Origin of the sequence: Mycobacterium sp. SMC-2 (assembly GCF_025263485.1) — a bacterium.
GTDB lineage: Bacteria > Actinomycetota > Actinomycetes > Mycobacteriales > Mycobacteriaceae > Mycobacterium.
Window position 1 is genome coordinate 3,627,707 of the sequence record NZ_CP079863.1, and the last position, 20,851, is coordinate 3,648,557.

A 20,851-nucleotide genomic window follows, 5' to 3' on the forward strand; every position below is an offset into this window, starting at 1 on the left:
GGCGCAGACACTAAAGCGACGGGGCGGTCTCGAGATTTTCCGACGCGGCGATGATCGCCCGCAGCGTCCTCTTGCAACGGCCACAGTCGGCACCGGCCCCGCACGCGGCCGCGACCTCTTTGGAGGTGGAGGCACCGCGGGCGACCACCTCGGACACCGTGTGGTTGGTAACACCGACACACAGACACACGTACATCAGCGCATCCCCTGCGTGCGGGCGACGAGGTGCTCTTCGTCGACGGCGTGACCAAGCGAGTGCACTTCGTCCTCCCTGTCGGCATCCCGGGTCGCCGGGATTCCGGAGAAAATTGCCGGGCCGAGGCCCCGTATTAGTTGAGTCTAACCTAAGTTCCTTAGCGCAGTCTAACCTTACCCGCCAGCAACGTGTCCGCGATCGGCTCGGCGCGCCACACACTGAGCACAGCCATACCTTGCTGGAAGATTGCAACCCGTCATGGCAAAGTGCGAGTACGGCCCGGGATTGGTGTGTTCAGCCCAGCGGACCCCGCCGGGGCCGTGAACGACCACCGTTTCAGACCGTCACCGTAGGGGAGTAATCATGCAAGGGGATCCGGATGTTTTGCGCCTGCTCAACGAGCAGTTGACCGGCGAGCTCACCGCGATCAACCAATATTTCCTGCACTCCAAGATGCAGGACAACTGGGGCTTCACCGAGGTCGCCAAGCACACCCGGGAGGAGTCCTTCGACGAGATGCGGCACGCCGAGGCGATCACCGATCGCATCCTGCTGCTCGACGGGCTGCCCAACTACCAGCGCCTGTTCTCGCTGCGCATCGGCCAGACGCTGCGCGAGCAGTTCGAGGCCGACCTGGCCGTCGAGTACGAGGTTATGGACCGGCTCAAGCCCGGCATCATCATGTGCCGCGAGAAGCAGGACACCACGAGCGCCACATTGCTCGAAGAGATCGTGGCGGACGAGGAAAAGCACATCGACTACCTCGAGACGCAGCTCGAGCTGATGGACAAGCTCGGCGTGGAGCTCTACTCGGCGCAGTGCGTCTCCCGGCCGCCGAGCTAAGCCTCCGTTAGGCTCCGCGGCAGACCTTCACCGCGGACCCCGTTGCTGAAGCGGTTCGATTGCCTTGGGTTCTCCCTGGGCATCCGTTAGCGACCCGGTCGCCGACGGAAGGCAGGCATGACGAGCCCGACAGCACTTCGAGGCGGTTCATCGACGGACGCCGCGCCGAGCAGCGCGCTGATCAGCCCCCAGCGGCGCAACCTCATCTTCGTCGCGATCGTGCTCGGGATGCTGCTCGCGGCGCTGGACCAGACGATCGTCGCGACGGCGCTGCCGACCATCGTCGCCAACCTGGGCGACGCCGGCCACCAGTCCTGGGTGGTCACCAGCTACCTGCTGGCTTCCACGATCGTTACCGCGCTCGTGGGCAAGCTCGGTGACTCCTTCGGCCGCAAGCGGGTGTTTCAGGGCGCGGTGGTGTTCTTCGTCGTCGGGTCGGTGCTCTGTGGGCTCGCCCAATCGATGGCCATGCTCGTCGGCGCCCGCGCCCTGCAGGGGATCGGCGGCGGCGGGATCACCGTCACCGCCAGCGCCCTGATCGGGGAGGTGGTTCCACTGCGGGAGCGGGGCCGCTATCAGGGCATCCTCGGCGCGGTCTTCGGTGTCACGACGGTCATCGGCCCGTTGCTGGGCGGCTACTTCACCGACTACCTGAGCTGGCGGTGGGCCTTCTGGATCAACGTGCCAATCTCGGTGGTGGTCGTCTTCGTGGCCGCCGCCGCGATCCCGGCGCTGGCGTCCGCCACCAAGCCGGCCATCGACTACGCGGGGATCACGTTCATCGGCCTTGGCGCCGCCGGCCTGACGCTGGCCACCAGCTGGGGCGGCACGCTGTATCCGTGGGGCTCGGCGACCATCGTCGTGCTGTTCGTCGGGGCCGCGGCCGCGCTCGCGGTGTTCGTTGTGGTGGAACGCCGTGCCGCCGAACCGATCCTGCCGATCCGGCTGTTCGGCAGTCCGGTGTTCACCGTCTGCTGCGTGCTGTCCTTCGTCGTGGGCTTCGCGATGCTGGGCGCGATGACGTTCCTGCCGACGTACATGCAGTACGTCGACGGCGTCTCGGCAACCACCTCGGGGCTGCGCACGTTGCCCATGGTGATCGGCATGCTGATCACCTCGACGGGCAGCGGCACCATCGTCGGCCGCACCGGCCGGTACAAGATCTTCCCGGTGCTCGGCACGGCCCTGATGGCGCTCGCGTTCTTCCTGATGTCGCGCATGGAGCCGGCCACGTCGGCGCTGATCCAGTCGCTGTTTCTGGTCGTCCTGGGTGCCGGCATCGGTTTCTCCATGCAGGTGCTGGTCCTCATCGTCCAAAACACCTCGAACTTCGAGGATCTCGGCGTCGCCACCTCCGGTGTGACGTTCTTCCGCACCATCGGCAGTTCGTTCGGCGCCGCGATATTCGGCTCGCTGTTCGTCAACTTCCTCAACCGTCGAATGGGGCCGGCGCTCGCGGCCAGCGGGGCGGACGCCAGCGCCGTAAGTTCCCCGGGCGTCCTGCACCATCAACCGCACAACGTGGCCGCGCCGATCGTCACGGCGTACTCCGAATCGCTCACCCAGGTGTTCGGATGGGCGGCGCCCGTCGCCCTGCTCGGCTTCGTGCTGGCGTTGCTGCTGCGCGAGGTGCCGCTACGGGATATGCACGCCAGCACAGTGGATCTCGGCGATGCCTTCGCAATGCCGACCACCGAGACGCCGGACCAGATGCTCGAGACGGCCATCGCCCGGATGTTGAGGGGCCAGCCTGGCATGCGCCTGCGCAGCATCGCCATGCGGCCCGATTGCCGGCTCGACGTCGCCGGGCTGTGGGGGGTGCTGCGCATCAACCGCTATTCGCAGATGTACGGGACGGCCCGCCTCACCGACATGGCCGACTACCTGCGGATCCCGTTCGAGGTTCTCGAGCCGACCTTCGCGCGCCTGGTGTCGACCGGCTACGCCCAACGCGAGGGAGAACAGCTGTGGCTGACCCCGGCCGGGGCCCAGCAGGTCGCCTACGTGCACTCGCTGCTGCTGGCCTGGCTCGTCGACAAGCTCGCCCGGTCACCCGGCTTCGAGGGGCGACCCGACCGTCGTGCGGTGGAAGCCGCCCTCGACCGCGTCGCGTATCGCGTTCTGGCGCAACGGGACTGGCCCGACGAACAGCCGACCATGGCCATCAAGGCGGCGGCGCTGCCAACTGCCGGGGTCACGCGCTAGGGCTTGCTCGCCGATAATCCGTGGTCCGGGCGTACCATCACGCCATGAGCCGAATCGGAACATTTGCTGACGACGACCTGGCCGGCTGGTTTGCGAAGTCTCCCGACATCGGCGGCGCGCTCGGCGGCTTCAGCAACGCGGTCTATACCAAGAACCGGTTGCCGCTGCGCACGCGCGAACTGGCGCGCGCCGTGATCGCCCACCGCAACGAATGCGTGGTCTGCATCAATACCCGCGACGAAGACGGGCCCGCCGCGGGCGTCGACGAAGAGTTGTACGACCACGCCCCGGAGTGGCGCACCTGGCCGGGCTACAGCGAACAGGAGCGGCTGGCGGCCGAGTTCGCGGACCGGTTCGCCGGCGATCACACCGCCCTGCGCGACGACGAGGACTTCTGGAGCCGTTGCTCCGAACACTTCTCCGACGAGCTGCTGGCCGATCTGGCGCTGTCGTGCGCGCTGTGGGTAGGCATGGGCCGCGTCTTGCGAACCCTCGACATCGGCCAGGCCTGCAAACTGACCATCCCCAGCCGCGCATAAGCTCCGCCGCCCCGTACCCTCTTCGCCCCGCGACACATAACCAGTTGCGGCGACACGCCGAAAAATGGCGCGCTAGCTTCTGTTTCGTGCGAACAAAGGCGCGGAGGTCGGGGCGGCGCTTGGTGCGATCGCGGGAGGAGGGCGAGCGTTGGTGAAGATTCGCTTCGGCGTCGGACTGGGCGCGGATACCGCCCCAGATCGGTTGGCCGCCATCGTGGACCACCTGGAGGCCAGCGGGGTGGACTCGCTGTGGTTCTCCGAGCTGGTTTACTCCCCGGCCGTCGACCCGGTGGTCGGGATGGCGTACGCGCTGGCCAGGACCACCCGGTTGAAGGTGGGCACGTCGGTGGCCGTGCTGCCCGGGCGGCATCCCGTCCTGGTCGCCAAGCAGTTGGCGTCGTTGGCGGCCGTCGCGCCGAAGCGGGTCCTTCCCGTCTTCGGTTTGCGGTCGGCGATTCCGGCCGAGCGGGAGGTGTTCGTGGTGCCCGACGGGGAGCGGGCCGCGGTGTTCGACGAGTCGCTGCGGGTGCTGCGCTCGGCGCTGGTCGAGGATTCGGCGAGCTACAGCGGCCGGTATTTCACCGTCAGCGGGGCCGCGGTCATGCCGAGGCCGGAGCCCCCGCTGGACATCTGGCTGGGCGGCTCGGCGCCGACGGCGTTCCGGCGCATCGGCACCCTGGCCGACGGCTGGTTGGGCAGTTTCCTGACCCCGGCCGAGGCGCGGACAGGCCGCGAGGCGATCCAGCGCGCCGCGACCCAGGCCGGCCGGCAGATAGACCCCGATCACTTCGGCATCTCCCTGGCCGTCGTGGACGGGCCGGACGGCCACTTGCCGGCGGCGCTGGCCGCGGCGGCCCGCAACCGGCGCCCGGACGTCGACCCCGCCGAGCTGATCGCCGTCGGATGGGATCGGCTGCACCGGCAGCTGGACGCCTACATCGACGCGGGACTGACAAAATTCGTCATTCGGCCGGCCGGTGGCGCGCCCTTGGACGGCTTCCTCGATCGATTCGTCACCGAACTGACCGCGCGCCAGAACTGAATTCGCCCGTCCAGGCATCCGGCCCCTGCACAATGACTGCCATGACCGGCACACCGCGCGCCGCTGCGGCGATCGCCCAGCTGGAGGCCGAGGGCGTCGACACCGTCGTCGGCACCGTCGTGAATCCCGCCGGCCTCACGCTGGCCAAGACGGTCCCGATCCGGCGAACGAACACGTTCGCGGACCCCGGCCTCGGCGCCAGCCCCTCGTGGCACGCCTTCGCGATCGACCAGAGCGGCATCGCGTTCACCGGCGATGTCGGCGTGATCGGGGACCAGCGCCTGCGCATCGACCTGTCGGCCCTGCGCGTCATCGGCGACGGGCTGGCGTGGGCGCCCGCGGCATTCTTCGAGCAGGACGGGGAGCCCGTTGCCGCCTGCGCCCGCGGCACGCTGGGCCGGGTGGAAGCCGCGCTCACCGACGCCGGGGTCGAGGCGCTGATCGGGCACGAGGTCGAGTTCCTCCTGGTCGCCCCCGACGGCGGCCGCCTCCCCTCGACGCTGTGGGCGCAGTACGGCCTTGCCGGCGTCCTCGAACACGAAGCGTTCGTCCGCGACGTCACCCGGTCGGCGGCGGCGGCGGGCATCGCGATCGAGCAGTTTCACCCCGAATACGGGGCCAACCAGTTCGAACTCTCCCTGGCGCCGCAGCCCCCGGTGGCCGCCGCCGACCAGCTGGTGCTGTTGCGGGTCGTCATCGGGCGGGTGGCCCGCCGCCACGAGGTGCGCATCAGCCTGTCACCCGCACCGTTTGCCGACGGCGTGGGATCCGGTGCCCATCAACACTTTTCGCTGACCATGCGGGAGGGGCCGCTGTTCTGGAACGGTGCGGGCGCGCGGGGCATGACGGCGGCGGGGGAGAGCGCGGTGGCCGGGGTGGTGCACGGCCTGCCGGAGGCGCAGGGCGTGCTGTGCGGGTCGATCGTGTCCGGACTGCGGATGCGCCCGGGCAACTGGGCCGGCGCGTACGCGTGCTGGGGAACCGAGAACCGCGAGGCGGCGGTGCGGTTCATCGCGGGCGGGCCCGGAAACCCGCGCGGCGGGAACGTCGAGGTGAAGATCGTCGACCCGTCCGCGAACCCCTACCTGGCGTCGGCGGCGATCCTGGGGCTGGCGCTGGACGGGATCAAGCGCCAGGCGCCGCTGCCACCGGAGATCACGGTCGACCCGGCGGACCTCGACGATTCCGAGCGTCAGCGCGACGACATCGTGAGCCTGCACCGGGAGCAGGCCGAAGTGATTGCCGCGCTGGACGATTCGGAGCTGATGCGGGGCATCCTCGGCGATGCCGCGGTCGACATGGTGGCGGCCGTCCGCCGGCTTGAGGACGAGCGGTACGGCGGCCTGGACCCCGAGCAACTGGCGGACAAGTTTCGCATGGCCTGGAGCCTGTGACGGGGCTTGCGATGACATCCGACGCGCTGGCCCGGCACATCGGCGAAGTGACGCTGATCGATCAACACGTCCACGGTTGCTGGTTGGCGGCGGCGGACCGGCAGCGGTTCGAGAACGCGCTCAACGAGGCCAACACCGAACCCATCGCGGGCTCGGGTTTCGACTCGCAACTCGGCTTCGCCGTGCGCGCCCACTGTGCCCCGATCCTCGGGCTATCCAAACACGCCGAGCCGCAGTCGTATTGGGAACGCCGCGGCCAGTTCAGCGAGGCGGAACTGGCCCGCATGTTCCTGCCGGCCGCGGGAGTGAGCGACTGGCTGGTGGACACCGGCATCGGCGCCGACACCGCCATGCCGGCCGACATGGCCGAGCTGTCCGGCAACCGCGCGCACGAGGTGGTTCGCCTGGAGGAGGTCGCCGAGCAGGCCGCGCGGGCGCCGGGCGACTACGCGACGGCCTTCGAGGACATCCTGCGCCGGCGCGCGGCGACGGCGGTCGGCACCAAGTCGATCCTGGCCTACCGCGGCGGGTTCGACGGCGACCTCAGCGAGCCGTCACCGTCGCAGGTGGCCGAGGCCGCCGGCCGATGGCGCGATAACGGCGGCACCCGGCTGCAGGATCGGGTGCTGCTGCGGTTCGGGCTGCACCAGGCGCTACGGCTCGGCAAGCCTCTGCAATTCCACGTCGGCCTCGGCGACCGGGACTGCGACCTGCACAAGACCAACCCGCTGCTGCTGCTCGACTTCCTCCGGCAGTCCGGCGACACCCCGATCGTGCTGTTGCACTGCTATCCCTACGAGCGCGAAGCCGGATACCTGGCGCAGGCCTTCAACAACGTCTACCTCGACGGCGGGCTGAGCGTGAACCAGCTGGGCGCGCGGTCACCGGCGTTCGTCGCGCGGCTGCTGGAGCTGGCGCCCTTCGGCAAGATCCTCTACTCGTCGGACGGGTTTGGCCCCGCGGAGCTTCACTTCCTCGGCGCTGCGTTGTGGCGCAAGGCAATTCATCACGTACTGCGCGAATTCGTGGTCAACGACGAGTGGAGCGAGACCGACGCCATCCGGGTGGTCGATCTGGTCGCTCACGACAACGCCGCCGGCCTCTACCGCGTTTGACCCCCGGCGGCACCGGGGTATACGTGCGGTTATGGCGACCGCGAAGGGCGTCTTGGACTGGGCCCGGGACAAGGCCGTCTCGTGGGTGCCCAAGGCCGACCTCGACCAGCGGGACCCGGACTACATCCGCGACCAGCTCCCGGGGACGTGGCTGCTGGCGTCGTTCTACTTCCGGGCGGACGTGCGGGGCCTGAACCGCATCCCCGCCGAGGGACCCGTGCTCTTGGTCGGCAACCACAGCGGCGGCAACGTGCCCCCCGACACCTTCGTGTTCACGCTCGCCTTCTGCTCCTATTTCGGCGTCGAGCGACCCTTCTACCAGCTGGCCCACAACCTCGTCGTCTCCGCGCCGCCGCTGGGCTGGTTGCGCAAGTTCGGCACCGTCGCCGCCAATCCCGAAAACGCCCGCCTCGCATTGGATTCCGGGGCCGCGCTGCTGGTCTACCCCGGCGGCGACTACGAGGTGTTCCGGCCCTCGTGGCAACGCCACAAGGTCGACTTCGGCGGGCGGATGGGCTACGTGAAGCTGGCTCGCGAGGCCGGGGTGCCGATCGTCCCGATCGCCAGCATCGGCGGGCAGGAGAGCGCGTTGTTCCTCAACCGCGGGCAGTGGCTGGCCAAGTTGCTGATGGCCGACAAGCTGTTCCGCCTCAAGAGCATCCCGATATCGCTGGCGCTGCCGTGGGGCCTCAACATCAGCGACCTGGCGGGCCACATCCCGTTGCCGACCAAGATCGTGATCGAGGTCCAAGACCCGATCGAGGTGGATGGCGACGACCGGGCGGTGCACGACAAGGTGATCGCCAGCCTGCAGGCCGGCGTCGACAGGCTGGCGGCCGAACGGCGATTCCCGGTGATCGGCTGATGCGCGTCGAACGCCGTTGCGTCATCAACGCGGACCGCGCCGCGGTATGGAAGATCGTCAGCGACCCGGACCGCTACCCGTCGTTCATGACGAGCCTGGAGCGATGGGAATCGTCGAACGACAAGCCACCCGGTCTCGGCGCACGCTATACCGTCCACTGGAAGATCGGCTCGGTCCCCGTTGGCGGACTGATCGAAGTGGTCGAGTTCGACGAGGGCCGCGACGTGGCCTGGGTGGGCATCACCGGCGTCACGCTGCGTGGGCGGATAAGGTTGCGCGACGCCGGCGACGGCTGCACGAAAGTGACGTTCCGGCTGTCGTACCAGGCGCCCGGCGGGATCCTGGGGTACATCGCCGACTGGGTCGCCGTGCGCCAGGTGGGACGCAGGCTCGCGGAAACGCTGAAACGCCTCAAGGCGCTCGCCGAGTCGTAGGGATTTTTTTCCATTCCACGTGTAATCAACCGTCGTGCGGCATACGCTCCGATCGACGAATCGGGCAACGTCACCAAACATCGAAGAAGAAAGGGTTTGGGAGCATGTTGCTCCGAGCAACTCTCGTCGTCGCGGCCATCGCCGCCGCCGCCGGTGGTTTGGCAGCACCGGCCTACTCGTCGCCCGGGTGCTACATCGCCAGTTCCGGTGACTGCGTGCCCTATCCGCAGCAGGGCGGCTCCCAGCCGCAGGGCGCGACCGCGCAATGTGCGGACGGCAGCTGGTCTTTCAGCCAGCACCCACATGCCAGCGGCACCTGCCACGGCCACGGCGGCGTCCAGCAGTACTTGTAGCGATTGGCGATGTCGGCGCTACCGCCGGGATGGTCAATATACGAGGGGTGACCATCCAAGTGGCTCAAGCGTCGACGTCGCCGAACACGTTGCCGTTCAAGGGGATCAGCGGCAGGGCCCGTCAGACCATGCCCGTCGCATCAAATACCCAGCTGGTGTCGGTATTTTCGAGGCTCTCGAAGTGGTTCGGGGGAGCGAAGGCGATGAGACTGTTCATGTCCCAATAGTCTTTCCAGACCGTGACCTTGGGCCCGCCCTCTTGCGAGGCGACCTTGTGGACCGTGACGAACCTCAGCACGCCTTGCTCGCCCGTCGCGAACGTCCATGTCTCGGAGTGCTCGTACAGCACGTCGGAACCGTTGGACACCAGCACGCCGTCGTGGTTCTCGTAGCCGGCCAGCGGTTCGAGACCCATCTTGAGCCGCTTGACGATGTCTTCCGGTCCGCGCGCCGATAGCGCCGGGACCGGCATGTCGACGTAGAGGCAGTCGTCGGACAGGAACGTCTTGACCGCCTCCCAGTCCCGCCGGGAAAGCGCCTGCCATAGCCCGAGTACGACATCCTCGACCGAGATCATAGAAACGTCTGTCATAGCGCAAATAAACTCGGTTACCGGACGGGTGTCAACACCGTGGGTAATGGCGCGCGGATCCCTAACCGTCGACGCGAGCCATCGACCGCGCCGGGCCCAGCGCCACCGGCAGCGACGACCAGCCGCGCAACACCCGCGTGGGGCGCCTGCTGCCCGCGCCCGCCGCGCGCACCTCGGGGAAGCGGTCGAAGAACGTGCGCAGCCCGACTTCACCCTCGGCACGCGCCAGCGCGGCGCCCAGGCAGAAGTGCCGTCCCCCGGAGAACGCGAGATGCCTTCCCGCGTTGGACCGTTCGATGTCGAAGCGGTGCGGATCGGCGAAGACGGACGGGTCGCGATTCGCGGCGGCCAGGTAGACCAGGACCAGGTCGCCCCGCCGAAGCCGCTCGCCGGCAAGCTCGACGTCGTTCAGCGCCACCCTCGCGGTCAGCTGCACCGGCGACTCCAGCCGCAATATCTCCTCGACGGCGTTGGGCCATAGCTCGGGGCGCTGCCGCAAGGCGTCGAGGCGGTCGGGAGCGTCCAGCAGCATGCGAATTCCGTTGCCAAGCAAGTTGACGGTGGTCTCGAACCCGGCCGCCAATACCAGCCCGGCGATCGCCTGGAGCTCGATCTCATCCAAATATGTCTCGGCAGAACCGCTTTCGGCTATCTGGATCAGCTGGCTCAGCAGGTTGTCGCCCGGCGCGCGCCGCAACTGGCTCAGATGCTCGGCGAGCCATGAGCTGAAGCCGACGAGCCCTCGCTGCACGCTGCGGTACTGCTGCCACGTCAATCCGATGTCCAGGCTGGGCGCGGCGAGTTCACCGAACTCCAGGACGCGACGGCGGTCGCGCTCGGGAACGCCGAGGATGTCGCTGATGATCGCGACCGGCAGTTGCGAGCAATACCGTCCGACGATGTCGACGACCTGGGAGGTGCCCGCCTCGGCGGCCAGCCGGTCCAACAGGTCGGCGGCGGTCTGCTCCACGCGATCCCGCAACGCGGCGACGGCCCTGGGCGTGAACACCGCCGACACCGTCTTGCGGTAACGGGTGTGGTCGGGCGGCTCGACGGCGAGCAGCGACGGCGCGCGAAGCGGGTGCAGCAGATCGTCGCGGGTGCGGCGCTCCAGCCATCGCAACGGCCCCGGCAAATTCGACCCGAACACCAGCACGCGGAAGTCGTCGCAGCGCAGCAGCTCATGGGCGACAGCGTGGTGGGCCGTCAGATAGCTGACCCGACCCTTGACCAGCGGCCCGGCGGCGTGCAGCTCGTCGTAGTAGGGCACGGGATCGGCGGCCACCGAGGGATCGGCGATCAGCCTGGCGTGCAAGTCCCCCCGCCGCGCCCCGAACGTCGCGGCGCCGCGGATGAACCCGTGCATCGCGAACCAGTGCAATCGTTCCTTCACCGGCCCCTCCATCGATCGATGTCATTCGAGCCTAGGCCCGAAACCCAGGAAGGGTCAGCACTCGGCGATGATCTTGAACTCCGTCGTCACGACTTTGTTGGGATTGCTGCTGTTGATGCCGTAGGCGCTGCCCGTGATCGTGTACGCGCCGTTGGTGACGTCGGCGTGCGCGTCGCCCACCCCGCCTTCCCAGAAGCTGCCGGTGAACCCGTCGACGTTACGGATCTTCACCCACTGCGGCATCGCCCGGTAGCCACTGGCCAGCACCACGGCCTCGACCCCACCGTCGCGGTCCTTGATCTCGATGGTGTGGTACTGCTGGTTCTGGCTGCACGCCGGAGGACGTGTCGTATGCGTGGCGCCGTCGATGGTCAGGCGAGCCGCTTTCCGCGGCGTGGTTTGGGGCTGCCCGCACCCGACGACGCCGGCACCGACGATCACGAGGAAGACAACGGCGACTAACCGGTTTCGCACCGGCTCACCTCCTTCACTGCCGCTTCGGCATGACTCCGGGTAGGGATTTGACGATGCTGCGTCGCACGAATTCCGGACTTAGACCCTTGAACAAGTCGATTAGCCGAATGCTCTTGGGCACGTACCAATGCAACCGCTTCGGGTTGTGATAAGCCTGCCAGGCCGCCTCGGCCACGCTGCTTGCCGGCATCAGCCGGAACATGCCCTTCTTGGGTGCGGTGGCGCGGAGCTCGTCGGCGGTCAACGGTGCGGCCCCGTCGTCGGAGTGATTCGTCGTCGTGGTCAGGATGGCGGTATCGATCAGGCCGGGCAGCACGTCGGCGACCCGCACCCCGTGGCGTTGCCACTCCACGCTGAGCGCCTCGGTCAAGCCTTTGACCGCGTGCTTGGTCGACGAATAAACGGCGAGGCGTGGCATGCCGTAGGTGCCCGACGAAGACGACGTCGAAAACATCAGGCTGCCCGGAGTCCTTTTCAGGTACGGCAGCGAGGCGTACGCACCGGTCAGCACCGCCTTGTAGTTGATGTCGACGACGCGCATGGCGGCCTCGTAGGGCACGTCCTCGAACCACCCGGTTTCGCCGATGCCCGCGTTGTTCCACATCATGTCGAGCCCGCCGTCGCCGTTGCCGGCGCAAAAGTCGGCCAGTGCGCCCTCCAGGGCCGCCTTGTCCGTCACATCGACTTGGCGGGTCCACAGCCTGTCGTCACCGAGTTCTTGTCGCAGCGCCGCCAAGCCGTCGGCGTTGCGGTCCACGGCACCGACCCGCCAGCCCTTGGCGTGGAAAAGCTTTGCCCCCTCCCGGCCCATGCCACTGCCGGCGCCGGTGATGAAGACCGATTTCACGGCGCGTCAGCTCGCCTCGACCACATCTTTGATGCGGTTCAGGGTCTTGGTCATGTCGCGGACGTTGCGTCGCTTGCGCAGAAAGCCACCGAAGAGCCAGTAGATGCCGAGCCACGGTGCGGGGTTGAGCCGGAAGGACTCCGTCACGTCGGTGCCACCGCCGCTGGGCGCCAATCGGTAGTGCCAGTTGTTGACCGGCCGATCACCGAGCATCACCGCGAATCCGAATTCCCGGCCCGGTTCGCACGCGGTGACCTCGCACGTCGTCCAATACACGGGCCCGATTTCGTTACGCCGGACATGGCCGCGGAATTTGGCGCCGAGAGCCGGGCCAGTCGCGTCACCCAACCACTCGGCCTCGAACACTTCGGGGGAGAACCGTCCGATGTTTCCGACGTTTGCGATGAGATCCCAGATCTTGTCCGCGGGCGCCGCCATATGAACTGTCGCCGAACCTTCCATGGGCTGATCCAAACACAGCTTCCCGTTCGCTCATAGACCGCAAGGGCAGATCGTCAGTGCGGTACCGCCGCCTGAATCAGCCCGTTGATGATTTCCTTGATGCCCTGCGCGGGGTGCGAGTACCAACCGATCGGCAGCCCGGAGGCGGCCCCGCACTTCGGCCACGGCTCCACGCCCTGGTCGGCGAAAAGCCGGTTGGCTACGGCGATTTGCTGCTCCCTGGTCGCGGCCGCCGGATTGCCGACACCGCCGTATCGTTCCCAGGTTGCCGGCTTGAATTGGAGGCCACCGTATACGCCGTTCCCGGTGTTGGCGTGCCAGTTGCCGCCGGACTCGCACTGCGCGATCGCGTCCCAGTTAGGAGTGGGAGCGGAGGTGGCGACACCGGTGGACGAAGCTATCGACACTGCAACGAACCCGCCGACAGCCAGGGACTTGACGAGAGGCTTGCAGAGAATTTCCATGTGATGGATTTCGGCCGCTGTGGCCAAAGCGTTACCTATTCGAAAATGCCGCGAGATATGCCCTCCAGCTGGGGAAATGGTCTTATCGCGGGACGAAAATAAAGTGTTAGAAACCGGTGAGGAAAAGTTAAATTATCGCTGGCAATATGACTGCGTTGCTAACGCCAGCGCCCGCTGGTAGAGGCCATTGAGCCGACGTGCGTCGACGACGCCGCGCCGGGCGAGGTCGAGCTGCGCGGGGCACGCCGGCGAATGCAGCAATTCCCAGTTGGCGACGACCTGGCTCAGCATCGTGTGGTTGAGGTCGTCGATCGCAGAACGGGATGCCGACAGGTCCGCCGACTCGGTCGGGGCGGCCGCGGGATCCAGCTTCCAATCGGCGAAGCGGCTGTATTCGATGCCCTCGGTCGCGCTGATCTGGTCGCCGAACACCCGGGTGACGTAATCCGCGTCGACGCGCTGGCCGGAAGCCTGGTCGGCCATTTTCGCGAGTTCCTCCTGGACCCGGTCCTGATCTTCGATAGGCCCGTGCGTGTGCCACTTGAAGGCGGCCACCGGCTCGGCGATTTGCAACCGCCGCGCGGCGGCGTCGACCAGCTCGGTGAGTGCGCTCGGGTCGTCGGCTCGCGCCGGTGCCGCAACCAGTACCGCCAGCCCGCCGATCACGGCGCCGCAGTGTGCGATCAGCGTGGCGCGGCGGCTGGTCATGACCATGATTCTGCGGCAGCCGGGCACTTCGGAGTTAGCCTGAATTGCTGATGTCGTCGACCATGGACAATCGCGACCCGCACCGCGTCGGCGGGAAACGTGGGAAGCCGTTGCGCTCGAAGCAGATTCGCGCGCTGATCGCCGTTGCGCTGGCGCTTCCCCTGCTGCTGGGAGCGGCGTTCCTGATGGTGGATCGCCTCCATGCGAAGAGCGGCGACGCCCTCGAGCACCCCGCCAACCCGGTGAGCGACGATCAGTCGAGGGCTCAGGTCGTGCAATCGGCCCAGAGCATCGTCAGCACGGCGAGCCTGCAGACGTCATCGGCCGGCTACTCGCTGATGTCCTGCAAGAATCGTGACGACCCGCCGTATCAGGGTGCTATCTACCTGACCTTCTCGGTGCCCGCCGCCGCGCCGGCCGACACCTATGTCCCCGGAATCGCCGCGACGCTGGTCTCCCACGGCTGGACCGAGGGTCTACCGCCCAACAATCACGCGTTCGCCAAGACGCTCACCAAGGACGCCGTCACGGTGATCGTTTACCGCCACGACGACGATCCCCGTCTGGGCGTCCTACGCATCTACGGTCAGTGCCGGAACATGAACGATCACCGTAGGGACGCGACGGCCTGGACCGATATCACCGACCAATTCGCCAGGGCGTAACGCACTACTGCGCCCGACGGCGTCGTCGTCGGGCGCAGTAGTGACTTGGTGCCGGTAAGGTTATCCCCCGCCGCCAGCGGTGGCACCCAAGGCGCCTTGCAGGTCCGGCTTCATGGCGTTGAGCTGGGCTCCCCAGTACTCCCAGCTGTGGGTTCCGTTGGCGTTGAAGTTGAACACCGCGTTGTGGCCACCGGCCGCGTTGTAGGCGTCCTGGAACTTCAGGTTGCTGCTGCGCACGAAGTTCTCCAGGAACTCGGCGGGCATGTTGGCCCCGCCCAACTCGGACGGTGTGCCGTTACCGCAGTAGATCCACAGCCGGGTGTTGTTGGCCACCAGCTTCGGGATCTGCAGCGTGGGGTCGTTGCGCTGCCACGCCGGATCGCTCGACGGGCCCCACATGTCGCTGGCCTTGTAGCCGCCGGCGTCACCCATTGCGAGGCCGATCAGGGACGGGCCCATGCCCTGCGAGGGGTCCATCAGGGCCGACAGCGAACCGGCATAAATGAACTGGTTCGGGTGGTAGGCGGCCAGGATCAGCGCCGAAGAGCCGGCCATGGAGATGCCGACCGCGGCGCTGCCGGTGGACTTGACGCTCTTGTTGGACGACAGGTACTGCGGCAGCTCGCTGGTCAGGAAGGTCTCCCACTTGTAGGTGGAGCAGCCGGCCTTGCCGCAGGCCGGGGAGTACCAGTCGCTGTAGAAGCTGGACTGGCCACCGACGGGCATGACGATCGACAGGCCCGACTGGTAGTACCACTCGAACGCGGGCGTGTTGATGTCCCAGCCGTTGTAGTCGTCCTGGGCCCGCAGCCCGTCGAGCAGGTAGACCGCGGGGGAGCCGTTGCCGCCGCTTTGGAATTGGACCTTGATGTTGCGGCCCATGCCCGCCGACGGCACCTGCAGGTATTCGACGGGCAGACCCGGGCGCGAAAACGCCCCCGCGGTCGGCGCGCCGCCGGCAAGACCGATCAGGCCCGGCAGGGTGACTGCCGCTGCCGCACCGACTAATAGCCGGCGCCCCCAGGCCCGGACCTTCTCGCTCAGATCTGTCATACCTGCCCCTTGTCGTATGTGATGGCGGTCTCAGCAGGAATTTACCGGGTGAATAGCCCGAATGTCGATCGGGACGCGAGGACATCTCGATTTGGTATCGCTTTTCCTCCGCCCATTTCGCGGCCCGGATATGAGCGCAGCAAGCCTGGCACCGGTTGGCGCGCAACCTGCCGCCACCACCGGGAAGCCCAAAACGCCTGACAGCGCAGGCCACGGCGAGGCACGCCGTAATGCGCGACGGTCAATTTCCGGCCCTGCCATGAGGCGACCGGTTCCGCGACGCCGAACCACTGCCGAAAGGGTCGATTCGGGACGTAAGAGTTCCTTTCTCGCCGCGAGGAGAACCGCCGCTTTTCCCGGCGTCGACGGCCGTTCCACACCTGCGGTCACCGGGACGCGTCCGGTGGTTCTCGTCCGGCGAAGTCGAACCGGCGCGGCCGGACTTGCGCCGACCGCGTAGGCTCTCACGGAGCAAGCCGATGGAGACCACGTTGTCTCGGGTCCGTTCCGGCTCTCACGAACCACCTCACCAGGGGATTTCTGGTGTCCGTCGGTGCGGTGAGGGTGTCCGGGCCCGAGACCGATTGGGGCATAAGTTTGGACACGGTACTTGGGCTATCAGTGACGCCGACCGCCGTTGGGTGGGTCCTCGCTGAGGGACACGGCGCAGACGGCACCATCCTGGATCACCGGGAGCTGGAGCTGGACGCCTGCCCCGGCGCACGTCCCGTCAGTACCGCCGAGCAAATGGCGGACGAGGTGTTGCGGGTGGAAGCGCAGGCGGCCGCCAGCGATCACCGGCTGCGGCTCGTCGGGGTGACCTGGAACGACGAGGCGTCCGCGCAGGCCGCGCTGCTGCTGGAGGCGCTCACCGACGCGGGCCTCGACAACGTCGTACCCGTCCGTTCGCTCGACGCCGTCGAAACCCTGGCGCGGGCCATCGCGCCGGTCATCGGCTACGAGCAGGCGGCGGTCTGTCTACTCGACGATGACTCGACGACCGTTGTCATGGTCGACACCCACAACGGGGAGACGCAGACGGCGACCAAGCAGGTGCGCGGCGGCTTCGACGGGCTGACTCGCTGGCTGACGGGCATGTTCGACCGCAATGGCTGGCAGCCGGGCGGGATTGTCGTCGTCGGTCCGCACGGCCAAATCGACGGTTTCTGCTGGAAACTCGAAAAGAGCCTGCCGGTACCGGTTTTCGTGCAAGGGATGGCGCAGGTGACCGTCGCACGCGGTGCGGCCCTGGCCGCCGCCCGAAGCACTGATTTCACCGACGACCAGCTGGTGGCGGACGTCGCTGAACCCGCCGCCGCTCCCGCGCCGCCGCGGAAGCCGTCGTACGCCGGGGCCGCGACGGCTCTGGCCGCCGGCGTGGTCACGTTCGTCTCCTCGATATCGCTGGCCGTGGGCATTCAGCTGGCTCCGGCCAGCAAGCCGGCCCCTCGGCATGCGGTGCGCGCGGCGTCTCCGCAAGTCGCCGAGGCCGTGGCGCCGCCCCCGGTCGTCGCGCCGCTGACCCCGCAGGCGAAGGTTCCCGCCGCCGAGCCGATCACCGAACCCGCCGCGCCGGACGTGCAGCAGCCGGAGCCCGACAGCCGGCGGCCCTACTTGACGCGAGTGCTCGAGCACATACCCGCCGACGCCGGTGACCCGACGGGCGACGCGGCGCCGCAGCCGACCGCCCAGCCGCAGCCCTGACGTCGGCGTCGGGCCGGGGGGTCAGGCGTCTTTCGCCTGGGTTGCGGTGAAGGACACCGAAACGTCGTCGGCGACCTGGACCGAACCCATCAGTAGCGAGTACGGCTTGATGCCGTAGTCGGTCTGGCGGACCGTGGATTGGGTGGACATGCGCCATGCGTTCCCGAGATCCTCCGTGTGGAGTGCGATCACGTGCTCCCGTGACTTGCCCCGCACTTCGAGTTGGCCGGTGAGCCGGTAGCCATCGTCGGTCTTGTCGATGGCCCGCGTCCAGAAGCGGATTTCGGGGAATCGGCCGGCGTCCAACGACTTCAAGGCATTGGACCGCGCCAGAGCCTTCTCGGGCGTGGTCAATCCCTTGACACCGCCCTCGCCGCGCAGCACGTCCAGCGAATCGGTTTCGACCACCAGCTCGACGGCGGCCGGTTCCGAGCCGGTCCAGCTCACGGTAGCGCGCCAGCGGGTCATCGCGATCGTGAGACGGTGACCCATTCGGGCGGCCCGCCCCTGGACTCCGGTGGTAAGGAGTAGTTCGCCGTCGGACGCGTCCAACCTCCATTGGTCGGTCATAGACCGACTTTAATCACACCGTCAACACGGTGCGGTAGTGCGCGCGTCCTTGCTCCAATGCCGCGTAGCCCTCGGCGGCCTGCGCCAGCGGCAGCTCCTCGACCCACGCCCGCACACCGGACAGGACGGCGAAATGCATAGTTTCTTCAACATCTTTCGCCGTTCCGGATGGATGACCGATCACGCTGTAGCCGGGGGTGATGAGCTGGACCGGGCTGATAGGCAGGGGGTCGGGGGTCACGCCGATGGTGACCAATTGGCCTTGCGGCAGCAGCCCGCCGACCGTGTCCGCCATGGCCGCAGAGTTGGCGGCGGTGGCGAGGACGACCGCGACTCCGCCCAAGTCCTGCAACGCTTCTGCGACGTCACCGCTGGTGGAGTCGACGTAATGATGGGCTCCCAATTTTCGGGCGTCTTCGGCTTTGGCGGCGCCACGGGCGATGGCAACGGTCTCGAAACCCATCGCGCGAGCGAACTGCACCCCGAGATGGCCGAGCCCGCCGACTCCCAGGATGGCGACGCGGTCACCGGGCACGGCATTGCTCTGGCGCAGAGCGTGGTAGGTGGTGACCCCGGCGCAGCCCATCGGGGCGGCTTCGACATCGGAGAGCTCCGATGGAATCCGCGCCAACGCGCTGACCGGTACCGTCACCGACTCCGCGTACCCGCCCGGGTAGTGCCAGCTGGGCACCTTGCCATTGACGCAGTGGATGAAGATTCCCTTGCGGCAGGGGTCGCAGTGGTAGCAGCAGCCGCCGAACCACCCGACAGCGACACGCTCGCCCACCGCGAACTCACCGACGCCCTCGCCGAGTTCGGCTATCGTGCCGGCAATCTCATGGCCCGGCGTCAGCGGCCACGACATGTTTGGAAAGTTACCGTTGACGAATTCGCGGTCGGTGCCGCATACCCCGCACGCGGTCACCGCTATCCGAACCTCGTCACGGCCGGGCGGCTGCGTGTCTACCTCGGCAAGCTCCAGGGGGCCGCCCGCGGACTGGATCCGGACCGCCTGATGTGTCGGCATTGGCTTAGCTTAGTGCGCCACAGGTGATTTCGCCGCACCGTCGGTCTGGTAGTCGACCTGCCAGTGCTTGATCCCGTTGAGCCAGCCCGAGCGTAGCCGTTCGGGCTTTCCGATCGATTCCAGGTTCGGGATGCCGTCCGCGATGGCGTTGAACATCAGGTCGATGGTCATCCGCGCCAGGTTCGCGCCAATGCAGTAGTGCGCGCCGGTGCCGCCGAAACCCACGTGGGGGTTGGGGTCGCGCAGGATGTTGAAAGTGAACGGGTCGTCGAAGACGTCCTCGTCGAAATTGGCTGAGCGGTAAACCATCACGACCCGCTGGCCCTTCCTGATCTGCACGCCGGACAGTTCGTAGTCCTCCAGGGCGGTGCGCTGGAAGGACGTCACCGGAGTGGCCCACCGGACGATCTCGTCGGCCGCGGTCGCGGGACGTTCCCGCTTGAACAGCTCCCACTGATCGGGAAAGTCGGTGAAGGCCATCATGCCCTGGGTGATGGAGTTGCGGGTGGTCTCGTTGCCGGCCACGGCCAGCAGGATGACAAAAAAGCCGAACTCGTCGTCGGAAAGCTTGTGACCGTCGATGTCAGCCTGGACCAGCTTGGTGACGAGGTCTTCCCCCGGATTCTTCGACCGCTCGGCGGCCATCTGCATGCCGTACGTGATGAGTTCCACCGAGGCGGTCATGGCGTCGTTGTTGGCGAACTCGGGGTCCTGGTCGCCGACCATCTCATTGGACCAGTGGAAAAGCTTCTTGCGTTCTTCCTGTGGCACTCCCATCAATCCGGCGATGGCCTGCAACGGCAGCTCACACGACACCTGCTCGACGAAGTCGCCGCGACCCTGGGCGGCCGCCTCCGCGACGATGCGTTGGGCGCGCTCGGCGAGGTCGCCGCGCAGGCGCTCGATGGCCCGGGGGGTGAAGGCGCGCGAGATGATTTTGCGCAGCCGGGTGTGTTGCGGTGCGTCCATGTTGAGCAGCACGAACTTGCCGCGCTCGATCTGCTCGCCGACCGTACCGTCCTTATAGCGCGGCAGGGCCGTCTTTTGCAGGCTGGAGAACACGTCGCTGCGCAGCGAAACCTCTTTGACGTCCTTGTGCTTGGACACCACCCAGAAGCCGCCGTCGTCGAATCCGCCGCAGCCTACCGGCTGCTCGTTCCACCAGATCGGTGCGGTCCGCCGGAGTTCGGCCAGTTCCTCCACCGGCAACCGCTCGGCGTGGATGTCCGGATCGGTGAAGTCGAATCCGGGAGGCAGATTGGGGACAGGCTTGGCGGTCGGCTCGACGGTTGACATGGCCCGCTCCTCGAGGACGAAGTGGTCTAGTCGTCTTTGTGCAAATAAACCACTGCTGCACCACAGTTGGGAAGCGTTGACGCAAGATCGGCGGATGGAAATTGGAACATGTTCCTCGTTTCCAGTCCGGGCTGCCAATACGGTCTTGTGGCCGACGGCGCGATGGATATGCTTTGGTGCAGGTCACCGGCGACGACAGGCGGGGTGGAACATGATTCGGGAACTGCTCAGCGCCGCTTCGATAGCGGGCATCGCGATTGGCATGGCGCCGTCCGCGGCGGCCGGGTACGACGGCGACGTACCGGGGATGAACTATGAGGCGTCGTTGGGCGCGCCGTGCGACAACTATGAGCGCTTCATCTTCGGTCGAGGCCCCAGCGGCCAGGCCGAGGCGTGCCACTTCCCGCCACCCAACCAGTTCCCGCCGGCCACCACCGGATACTGGGTCATCTCCTACCCGCTGTACGGGGTTCAGCAGGCCGGCGCGAAGTGCCCGGGGCCGCAAGCCGCGGCGCAGTCGGAGGCCGGGCTGCCGATGCTGTGCCTGGGAGAGCGGGGTTGGCAAGAAGGATGGTTCACCGGGGCGGGTTTCTTCCCCCCGGAGGGATGA

Annotated in this window: 24 protein-coding genes; 12 read left to right on the forward strand and 12 right to left on the reverse strand. The window is 67.3% G+C overall.

Annotated features, from left to right (window positions below):
• Positions 1 to 10 precede the first annotated feature (10 nt).
• Positions 11 to 196, reverse strand: coding sequence for a bacterioferritin-associated ferredoxin (locus tag KXD96_RS16885; RefSeq protein WP_260737800.1), 186 nt, complete (start codon positions 194 to 196; stop codon positions 11 to 13).
• Between the two features lie 363 nt (positions 197 to 559).
• Here KXD96_RS16885 and bfr point away from each other — a divergent pair, with 363 nt between their 5' ends.
• The 9 genes from bfr (at position 560) to KXD96_RS16930 (ending at position 8,986) form a co-directional block, all read left to right on the forward strand.
• Entirely contained in the window at positions 560 to 1,039 is a 480-nt protein-coding gene (bfr, locus tag KXD96_RS16890; RefSeq protein ID WP_260737804.1) for a bacterioferritin, read from the forward strand.
• A gap of 117 nt (positions 1,040 to 1,156) precedes the next feature.
• Positions 1,157 to 3,244: an MDR family MFS transporter gene (locus KXD96_RS16895; protein ID WP_260737807.1), complete on the forward strand. Its 2,088-nt coding sequence runs from the start codon at positions 1,157 to 1,159 to the stop codon at positions 3,242 to 3,244.
• 44 nt (positions 3,245 to 3,288) lie between these two features.
• Positions 3,289 to 3,783 (forward strand): carboxymuconolactone decarboxylase family protein, encoded by a 495-nt coding sequence (locus tag KXD96_RS16900; protein WP_260737810.1) that lies wholly within the window; start codon positions 3,289 to 3,291, stop codon positions 3,781 to 3,783.
• Between the two features lie 151 nt (positions 3,784 to 3,934).
• Positions 3,935 to 4,825, forward strand: a complete 891-nt coding sequence (locus KXD96_RS16905) for a TIGR03854 family LLM class F420-dependent oxidoreductase (protein WP_260737811.1) — start codon at positions 3,935 to 3,937, stop codon at positions 4,823 to 4,825.
• 41 nt (positions 4,826 to 4,866) lie between these two features.
• Positions 4,867 to 6,219: a glutamine synthetase family protein gene (locus KXD96_RS16910; protein ID WP_260737813.1), complete on the forward strand. Its 1,353-nt coding sequence runs from the start codon at positions 4,867 to 4,869 to the stop codon at positions 6,217 to 6,219.
• An 11-nt stretch (positions 6,220 to 6,230) separates the two neighbouring features.
• On the forward strand, positions 6,231 to 7,334 hold the full coding sequence (locus KXD96_RS16915) for an amidohydrolase family protein (protein WP_260737816.1): 1,104 nt from the start codon (positions 6,231 to 6,233) through the stop codon (positions 7,332 to 7,334).
• A 31-nt stretch (positions 7,335 to 7,365) separates the two neighbouring features.
• Positions 7,366 to 8,199, forward strand: coding sequence for a lysophospholipid acyltransferase family protein (locus KXD96_RS16920; RefSeq protein WP_260737818.1), 834 nt, complete (start codon positions 7,366 to 7,368; stop codon positions 8,197 to 8,199).
• Positions 8,199 to 8,633: an SRPBCC family protein gene (locus KXD96_RS16925; protein WP_260737828.1), complete on the forward strand. Its 435-nt coding sequence runs from the start codon at positions 8,199 to 8,201 to the stop codon at positions 8,631 to 8,633. The genes KXD96_RS16920 and KXD96_RS16925 overlap by 1 nt, the downstream gene beginning before the upstream one ends.
• A 104-nt stretch (positions 8,634 to 8,737) precedes the next feature.
• Entirely contained in the window at positions 8,738 to 8,986 is a 249-nt protein-coding gene (locus KXD96_RS16930) for a DUF3761 domain-containing protein (protein WP_260737830.1), read from the forward strand.
• 121 nt (positions 8,987 to 9,107) lie between these two features.
• On the opposite strand, the gene KXD96_RS16935 is transcribed toward KXD96_RS16930, so the two are convergent.
• From KXD96_RS16935 to KXD96_RS16965, 7 genes are all read right to left on the reverse strand, one after another.
• Positions 9,108 to 9,563: a nuclear transport factor 2 family protein gene (locus tag KXD96_RS16935; protein ID WP_260745415.1), complete on the reverse strand. Its 456-nt coding sequence runs from the start codon at positions 9,561 to 9,563 to the stop codon at positions 9,108 to 9,110.
• Positions 9,564 to 9,639: 76 nt separating this feature from the next.
• Positions 9,640 to 10,971: a cytochrome P450 gene (locus tag KXD96_RS16940; protein ID WP_260737833.1), complete on the reverse strand. Its 1,332-nt coding sequence runs from the start codon at positions 10,969 to 10,971 to the stop codon at positions 9,640 to 9,642.
• Between the two features lie 54 nt (positions 10,972 to 11,025).
• Positions 11,026 to 11,445, reverse strand: a complete 420-nt coding sequence (locus tag KXD96_RS16945; protein ID WP_260737836.1) for a lipoprotein LpqH — start codon at positions 11,443 to 11,445, stop codon at positions 11,026 to 11,028.
• 13 nt (positions 11,446 to 11,458) lie between these two features.
• Positions 11,459 to 12,292 (reverse strand): SDR family oxidoreductase, encoded by an 834-nt coding sequence (locus tag KXD96_RS16950; RefSeq protein WP_260737849.1) that lies wholly within the window; start codon positions 12,290 to 12,292, stop codon positions 11,459 to 11,461.
• A gap of 6 nt (positions 12,293 to 12,298) precedes the next feature.
• The gene (locus tag KXD96_RS16955) at positions 12,299 to 12,772 is read right to left on the reverse strand and encodes an SRPBCC family protein (RefSeq protein ID WP_260745416.1); all 474 of its coding nucleotides are present in this window, start codon (positions 12,770 to 12,772) and stop codon (positions 12,299 to 12,301) included.
• 35 nt (positions 12,773 to 12,807) lie between these two features.
• Positions 12,808 to 13,218, reverse strand: a complete 411-nt coding sequence (rpfC, locus tag KXD96_RS16960) for a resuscitation-promoting factor RpfC (RefSeq protein ID WP_260737850.1) — start codon at positions 13,216 to 13,218, stop codon at positions 12,808 to 12,810.
• Positions 13,219 to 13,350: 132 nt separating this feature from the next.
• Positions 13,351 to 13,932 (reverse strand): chorismate mutase, encoded by a 582-nt coding sequence (locus tag KXD96_RS16965; RefSeq protein ID WP_260737856.1) that lies wholly within the window; start codon positions 13,930 to 13,932, stop codon positions 13,351 to 13,353.
• A gap of 44 nt (positions 13,933 to 13,976) precedes the next feature.
• On the opposite strand from KXD96_RS16965, the gene KXD96_RS16970 reads away from it, so the two are divergent.
• A complete protein-coding gene (locus KXD96_RS16970; RefSeq protein ID WP_260737858.1) occupies positions 13,977 to 14,591 on the forward strand; it encodes a hypothetical protein in 615 nt (204 codons plus the stop codon).
• 60 nt (positions 14,592 to 14,651) lie between these two features.
• Here the strand turns inward: KXD96_RS16970 and ag85B are convergent, their stop codons facing one another.
• On the reverse strand, positions 14,652 to 15,644 hold the full coding sequence (gene ag85B / locus KXD96_RS16975; protein WP_260737867.1) for a diacylglycerol acyltransferase/mycolyltransferase Ag85B: 993 nt from the start codon (positions 15,642 to 15,644) through the stop codon (positions 14,652 to 14,654).
• A gap of 597 nt (positions 15,645 to 16,241) precedes the next feature.
• Here ag85B and KXD96_RS16980 point away from each other — a divergent pair.
• Positions 16,242 to 17,348 (forward strand): hypothetical protein, encoded by a 1,107-nt coding sequence (locus KXD96_RS16980; RefSeq protein WP_260745417.1) that lies wholly within the window; start codon positions 16,242 to 16,244, stop codon positions 17,346 to 17,348.
• Positions 17,349 to 17,369: 21 nt separating this feature from the next.
• Here the strand turns inward: KXD96_RS16980 and KXD96_RS16985 are convergent, their stop codons facing one another.
• The 3 genes from KXD96_RS16985 to KXD96_RS16995 are packed head-to-tail and all read right to left on the reverse strand — an operon-like array spanning position 17,370 to position 20,241.
• Positions 17,370 to 17,918: a YceI family protein gene (locus tag KXD96_RS16985; protein ID WP_260737870.1), complete on the reverse strand. Its 549-nt coding sequence runs from the start codon at positions 17,916 to 17,918 to the stop codon at positions 17,370 to 17,372.
• Positions 17,919 to 17,931: 13 nt separating this feature from the next.
• Positions 17,932 to 18,945, reverse strand: a complete 1,014-nt coding sequence (locus KXD96_RS16990; protein ID WP_260737872.1) for an alcohol dehydrogenase catalytic domain-containing protein — start codon at positions 18,943 to 18,945, stop codon at positions 17,932 to 17,934.
• A 9-nt stretch (positions 18,946 to 18,954) separates the two neighbouring features.
• A complete protein-coding gene (locus KXD96_RS16995) occupies positions 18,955 to 20,241 on the reverse strand; it encodes a cytochrome P450 (protein WP_260737874.1) in 1,287 nt (428 codons plus the stop codon).
• Positions 20,242 to 20,452: 211 nt separating this feature from the next.
• Between KXD96_RS16995 and KXD96_RS17000 the strand changes: the two genes are divergently transcribed.
• On the forward strand, positions 20,453 to 20,851 hold the full coding sequence (locus KXD96_RS17000) for a hypothetical protein (protein WP_260737876.1): 399 nt from the start codon (positions 20,453 to 20,455) through the stop codon (positions 20,849 to 20,851).

Excerpts from the sequence above, each read along its gene's own strand:
- KXD96_RS16885 (WP_260737800.1), bottom strand. The coding sequence starts at position 196 with ATGTACGTGTGTCTGTGTGTCGGTGTTACCAACCACACGGTGTCCGAG.
- bfr (WP_260737804.1), top strand. The coding sequence starts at position 560 with ATGCAAGGGGATCCGGATGTTTTGCGCCTGCTCAACGAGCAGTTGACC.
- KXD96_RS16895 (WP_260737807.1), top strand. The coding sequence starts at position 1,157 with ATGACGAGCCCGACAGCACTTCGAGGCGGTTCATCGACGGACGCCGCG.
- KXD96_RS16900 (WP_260737810.1), top strand. The coding sequence starts at position 3,289 with ATGAGCCGAATCGGAACATTTGCTGACGACGACCTGGCCGGCTGGTTT.
- KXD96_RS16910 (WP_260737813.1), top strand. The coding sequence starts at position 4,867 with ATGACCGGCACACCGCGCGCCGCTGCGGCGATCGCCCAGCTGGAGGCC.
- KXD96_RS16915 (WP_260737816.1), top strand. The coding sequence starts at position 6,231 with ATGACATCCGACGCGCTGGCCCGGCACATCGGCGAAGTGACGCTGATC.
- KXD96_RS16920 (WP_260737818.1), top strand. The coding sequence starts at position 7,366 with ATGGCGACCGCGAAGGGCGTCTTGGACTGGGCCCGGGACAAGGCCGTC.
- KXD96_RS16925 (WP_260737828.1), top strand. The coding sequence starts at position 8,199 with ATGCGCGTCGAACGCCGTTGCGTCATCAACGCGGACCGCGCCGCGGTA.
- KXD96_RS16930 (WP_260737830.1), top strand. The coding sequence starts at position 8,738 with ATGTTGCTCCGAGCAACTCTCGTCGTCGCGGCCATCGCCGCCGCCGCC.
- KXD96_RS16935 (WP_260745415.1), bottom strand. The coding sequence starts at position 9,563 with ATGATCTCGGTCGAGGATGTCGTACTCGGGCTATGGCAGGCGCTTTCC.
- rpfC (WP_260737850.1), bottom strand. The coding sequence starts at position 13,218 with ATGGAAATTCTCTGCAAGCCTCTCGTCAAGTCCCTGGCTGTCGGCGGG.
- KXD96_RS16965 (WP_260737856.1), bottom strand. The coding sequence starts at position 13,932 with ATGGTCATGACCAGCCGCCGCGCCACGCTGATCGCACACTGCGGCGCC.
- KXD96_RS16970 (WP_260737858.1), top strand. The coding sequence starts at position 13,977 with ATGTCGTCGACCATGGACAATCGCGACCCGCACCGCGTCGGCGGGAAA.
- ag85B (WP_260737867.1), bottom strand. The coding sequence starts at position 15,644 with ATGACAGATCTGAGCGAGAAGGTCCGGGCCTGGGGGCGCCGGCTATTA.
- KXD96_RS16985 (WP_260737870.1), bottom strand. The coding sequence starts at position 17,918 with ATGACCGACCAATGGAGGTTGGACGCGTCCGACGGCGAACTACTCCTT.
- KXD96_RS16990 (WP_260737872.1), bottom strand. The coding sequence starts at position 18,945 with ATGCCGACACATCAGGCGGTCCGGATCCAGTCCGCGGGCGGCCCCCTG.
- KXD96_RS16995 (WP_260737874.1), bottom strand. The coding sequence starts at position 20,241 with ATGTCAACCGTCGAGCCGACCGCCAAGCCTGTCCCCAATCTGCCTCCC.
- KXD96_RS17000 (WP_260737876.1), top strand. The coding sequence starts at position 20,453 with ATGATTCGGGAACTGCTCAGCGCCGCTTCGATAGCGGGCATCGCGATT.